The following is a 4,998-nucleotide window of genomic DNA, read 5'->3' as shown; positions in this document are numbered from 1 at the left end:
GCCGCGGCGATCTGCGACGAGGTCCGGGAGATCTGCGAGGACCACGGGGAGCGGTGGGCGCTGGCGTACGCGCTGTACGTCCTGGCGTACGCGGCGCTGCGGCGGCGTCCCGCGCCGACACCACCGCCGCCATCCTCTCCGCCGAACGGATGGACGCCCACACGGCGGCCCTCGCCGACCCCGCCCCCTCCGGGCGGCTGGTCGGCGCCCACTGACGGCCCCGGTCCGCGTGCCGTCGAGGCGCGCGGACCGGGTGCCACGGCCCCTCCTTCACCGGGGCCGTTGCGTTCTGGGATGGCCCCTTCATCTTCCGTCCACCCAACTCGGCCCGGAATGTGGGTTTCCGCGAGCACGCTGCGCAGGTGAGACGCATCGTGGGAATCGTCCTGGCGGTCGTGCTGATCGCCGGTGTGGCAGCGGCCGTCGCCCTGGGCCGCGACGGCGGGGACAGCGGCACCGCCGTGAGGACCGTGCGCGGGGTGATCGGGTCGGAGAAGGCCGAGTTCTTCGCCGACCCCGACACCGTGAAGGCCCTCGCGGCCAAGGGGTTCACCGTTCGGACGGAGACCTCCGGGTCCTGGGCGATGGACCGGCTGCCCCTGAAGGGCCACGACTTCGCCTTTCCCGGCTCCAAGGCCCCGGCCGATGAGCTGCGCCGGGGAGCCGATGCCCAGGGCGGCCCGCTGCGGCCGTTCTACTCGCCGCTCGTCGTGGTGGCCCATCGCAACGCGGCCGAGGTCCTCGCGGACAACGGGCTGGCCCGGCTGCGGTCCGCCGGCGGGTCGAAGTTCACCACGCAGGGGACGCTCCTCATGGGCCCCTACCTCGCGGCGGCCGAGGACGACCGGACCTGGCAGCAGCTCAAGGGAGCCTCGGGGCATGCCGAGTTGAGCGGCACGGTGTTCATCACGAGCACCGACCCCGTCACCTCCAACTCCGGTGCGCTCTACCTCGCCGCCGCCTCCTACGTCGCCGACGGCGGCCGGGTCGCCGCGGACGCGAAGTCCGTGGAGCGCACCGCGCCCCTCATGCGCAAGCTCGTGCAGGTGCAGGGCGCGCAGCAGACCAGCAGCGACGCGCCGTTCCGCGACTTCATCAGCGGAGTGGGCAACCCCCTCGTGCTGGTCTACGAGTCGCAGGTGGCCTCTCTCCTGATGAGCAGTCAGCGGCAGGAGATCGGCGACCTCGTCGTCCTCTACCCGGACACCACGGTGTCCAGCGACCACACCCTCGTACCGCTGACGGAACACGGCCGCGAGCTCGGCGAGCTGCTGTCCACCGACCCCGGGCTGCGGAAGCTGGCGGTACGGCACGGCTTCCGGCCGCAGGGCGCGGCGGCCGAGTTCATCACCGCGACCGCGGATCACACCGCCTACATCGACCAGCGGCTGACCGGCGTACGCCAGGCTCCCGTGCCCACCGCGGAGGTGCTGCGCTCGATGGCACGGCGGGCTCGCGGCTGACGACGCCCCGGCCCGCGGCACGCCCTGTTCCCCGGAACCGCACCCGCAGCACAGGAGACCTCCACCATGCCCCAGAACGCCGGGCCCCATAACCCTGGTGCGCAGAACGCCGGGCCCCAGGACCCTCGACAGCCGTACGACCCACCGACCACCCCGCTCGTGCTGACCCCGCCCGCACCCGTCACCCCCATCCGCGCCGAGCAGGCCTCCGGGCTCGTCCCGGTCGCGGAGGCCGTGCGGGCCGACCTGGTCCGGCGCGCCGAGGAGTACGTCGAGAGCCTCGCCGGGCTCGACGCCCGCTCCCCCGAGTTCGGCGCCCGGGTCGGCGAGATCGCCGCGCTCGGGCAGGGCGACATCCGCGGCGCCGCCCAGCAGTCCAACCGGATGCTGGACCGCACCGTCCGCGCGCTCGCCTCCGGCGAGGGCGACGCCCCGGCCCGCGTGGGGGCCTCGCTGGTCGAGCTGCGCCGCACGGTGGAGGACCTCGATCCGCGCGACACCCCGGGGCGCGGGGCCCGACGGCTGCTGTCCCGGCTGCCGGGCGGGCGCCGGCTGCGCGACCACGTCGCGAAGTACGCCTCCGCGAGGGGGACCCTCGACCGGATCGTCGGGTCGCTCCGCGGCGGCCAGGACGAACTGCGGCGCGACAACGCCGCGTTGCACACCGAGCGCAGCCACCTCTGGGACTCCATGGGCAAGCTCCAGGAGTACGCGGTGCTCACCGAGGCCCTCGACGGCGTGGTGGAACGGCGCGTCGCGGAGGCCGAGGCGGCGGGCGACCCGGTGCGGGCGGACGCGCTGCGTGCCGACGTCCTGTTTCCCGTGCGGCAGAAGCACCAGGACCTGCTGACCCAGATCGCGGTCTGCGCCCAGGGGTACCTGGCGATGGACGTCGTGCGGCGCAACAACGACGAGCTGATCAAGGGCGTCGACCGGGCGGCCACCACCACCGTGTCCGCGCTGCGGATCGCGGTGATGCTGTCCTCGGCGCTGGAGAACCAGCGCCGGGTCACCGAGCAGGTGCGAGTGCTGCGCTCGACCACCGAGGACCTCGTCCGGGGCAACGCGGAGATGCTCGCCACGCAGAGCGGGGAGATCCAGCGCATCGCGGCCGACCCCGCGGTCGGCGTGGAGACCCTGCGCACCGCGTTCGGGCAGATCTACGCGACGCTCGACGCGATCGACACGTACAAGGCGCGGGCGACCGGGGCCATGGCGGCCACCGTGGAGTCGCTCACCGCCGAACTCCAGGAGGCCGGGGCCCGGTTGGAACGCAGCCGCGCGGCGGATCCGGCGCTGGACGGGGGCCTCTCATGAACAGCCGCCCGGGGAAGGGCGTCCTGGCCCGGCGCGCGTTCCTCCCGCTGCTGGCCACGGCCCTGATCGCCCCGCTCGCCGCCTGTACGACGGACCGGGACGACGGTCGGGACACCGGCCGGGGCGGCGACGACGGGCGTCCCCGCACGGGGACCGTCCGCGTGCTGGCCTCCAGCGAACTCAGCGACATGGAACCCCTGTTGGAGAAGGCGCGCGAGGCGACCGGGATCACCGTGCGGCCCACCTGGGCGGGCACGCTGGACGCCGTGGAGCGCCTGGCGTCCGGGAAGGCGGACGGGGCGTTCGACGCGGTGTGGCTGTCGTCCAACGACTATCTGCGCCTCGACCCGGAGGCCGCCCGCCGGATCGCCTCCGAGACCCCCCTGATGGCCTCCCCGGTCGCCCTCGGGGTGCGGCCCGAGACGGTACGGCGGCTCGGCTGGGACGCCGGGGCGGTCAGCTGGGCGCAGGTCCACCGGGCGGTCGCGGCCGGGGACCTGACGTACGGGATGACCGACCCGAGCCGCTCCAACTCCGGTTTCGCCGCGCTGATCTCGGTGGCGTCCGGGCTCTCCGGCGCACAGGCGGCGCTCACCGACGCCGACGTCCGCAGGGCCGGGCCGAAGCTGAAGGAGTTCTTCACCGGGCAGCGGCTGACCTCCGGCTCCTCGGGGTGGCTGGCCTCCGCGTACGCCCGGCGCTCCGGTGTGGACGCGCTGATCAACTACGAGTCGGTGCTGCTGTCGTTGAACCGGGACACCGGCGCCGGGCTGACGGTGATCCGCCCCCGCGACGGGGTGGTGACCGCCGACTACCCGCTGAGCGCCCTCACCGGGGCCACGCCCGGCGCCCGGGACGCCGTACGGACACTGACCGAGCACTTCCGGTCCACCGGCGTGCAGCGGGAGATCACCGGGCGGACCCTGCGCCGGCCGGTCGTCGCCGGTGCGCGCCCCGCCGATCCGCTCTCCCCCGAGCAGCGCCGCGAACTGCCCTTCCCCGGCACGCGGTCGGTCGCGGACGGGCTGCTGTCCTCGTACGAGCACCGGCTGCGGCGGCCGTCGCGGACCGTGTACGTGCTGGACACCTCCGGGTCGATGGAGGGCGCGCGGCTGGCCCGGCTGAAGTCCGCGCTCAACGGGCTGACCGGCGACTTCCGGGAGCGCGAACAGGTCACGCTGCTGCCGTTCGGGTCCACCGTCAAACAGGTCCGCACGCACACCGTCGACCCGGCGGACCCGCAGGCGGGCCCGGCGGCGATCCGGGCGGACTCCGCGGCGCTGACGGCCGAGGGGGACACCGCGATCTACTCGTCGCTCGCCGCCGCCTACGACCACCTCGGCCCGGACACCGAGTCCGCGTTCACCTCCATCGTGCTGATGACGGACGGCGAGAACACGGCGGGCCGGTCGGCGGCGGAGTTCGCGGCGTTCTACCGGGCGCTGCCCGCCGCCCGTCGCATCACCCCGGTGTTCCCGGTCGTGTTCGGCGACTCCGACCGCTCCGAGCTGGAGTCGATCGCGGCGCTGACCGGCGGCCGGCTCTTCGACGGGACGAAGGAGGAGGGTCCCGGTTCGCTGGACGGGGCGTTCGAGGAGATCCGTGGCTACCAGTAGGAGCCGGGGCGGAGGCCGATCCGTGGCGGCCCGGGTCGTCGGCTATCTGGAGTCGGCCCGGAATCTGGCCGGCGGCGCCGCGGCCCTCGTCGGTCTCGCCCTCACCTTCACCGGGTTCGCGGGGCCGTACTGGCCGGTGGTGGTCGGCGGGCTGTACGGGGCGGGCGCGCTGCTCGCCCCGCCGCCCCGGCCGCCGGCCCCCGCGTTCGAGGATCCGTCGTCCCGGCTGGACGAACTGCGGGCCGACCTGGTGACCCTGCGGGCCTATCTGGACCGGGTGGATCTGCCGGCGGCCGCGACGGAACGGCTCACCGATCTGACCGGCCTGCTGGACGGGCTGCTCGCCCCCGGCTGGGCCTCGGAGGCGCTGGCGGACGACCCGGAGGGCGTGCACGTGGTGGCGCGGGCGGTGCGCCGGGACGTTCCGGAGTCCGTCGACGTGTATCTGCGGACCCGGTGGTGGACGCGGCTCGCGCCGGGCGCGCGGGCTCCGGAGGAGGAGCTGGAGCGGCAGGTGGCGCTGCTGCACGGGGAGGCCCAGGGGCTGGTGGACGGGGCGCGGGAGGCGGAGGAGTCGCGCCAGCGGTCCCACACGAAGTACC

The 4,998-nt window shown here is 74.7% G+C and carries 4 protein-coding genes and 1 pseudogene; all 5 read left to right on the top strand.

The window, feature by feature from the left end:
* A pseudogene (locus HET64_RS40190) lies at nt 1-215 on the top strand (hypothetical protein); the annotation flags it as partial.
* Between the two features lie 159 nt (nt 216-374).
* Nucleotides 375-1,463: a hypothetical protein gene (locus HET64_RS36565; protein ID WP_215111542.1), complete on the top strand. Its 1,089-nt coding sequence runs from the start codon at nt 375-377 to the stop codon at nt 1,461-1,463.
* 66 nt (nt 1,464-1,529) lie between these two features.
* Entirely contained in the window at nt 1,530-2,780 is a 1,251-nt protein-coding gene (locus tag HET64_RS36560; RefSeq protein WP_215111540.1) for a toxic anion resistance protein, read from the top strand.
* The gene (locus tag HET64_RS36555) at nt 2,777-4,396 is read left to right on the top strand and encodes a substrate-binding domain-containing protein (protein ID WP_215111539.1); all 1,620 of its coding nucleotides are present in this window, start codon (nt 2,777-2,779) and stop codon (nt 4,394-4,396) included. Before HET64_RS36560 ends, HET64_RS36555 begins: the two co-directional genes overlap by 4 nt.
* Nucleotides 4,383-4,998: hypothetical protein (locus HET64_RS36550; RefSeq protein ID WP_374105605.1), on the top strand; the 616-nt coding region annotated here is incomplete at its 3' end. The genes HET64_RS36555 and HET64_RS36550, both read left to right, overlap by 14 nt.

Source organism: Streptomyces sp. McG3, assembly GCF_018619185.1.
Taxonomy (GTDB): Bacteria; Actinomycetota; Actinomycetes; order Streptomycetales; family Streptomycetaceae; genus Streptomyces.
The sequence above is the reverse complement of the archived record's forward strand: the minus strand, read 5'-3'. Positions and strand labels throughout refer to the sequence as shown.

Excerpts from the sequence above, each read along its gene's own strand:
- HET64_RS36560 (WP_215111540.1), top strand. The coding sequence starts at position 1,530 with ATGCCCCAGAACGCCGGGCCCCATAACCCTGGTGCGCAGAACGCCGGG.
- HET64_RS36555 (WP_215111539.1), top strand. The coding sequence starts at position 2,777 with ATGAACAGCCGCCCGGGGAAGGGCGTCCTGGCCCGGCGCGCGTTCCTC.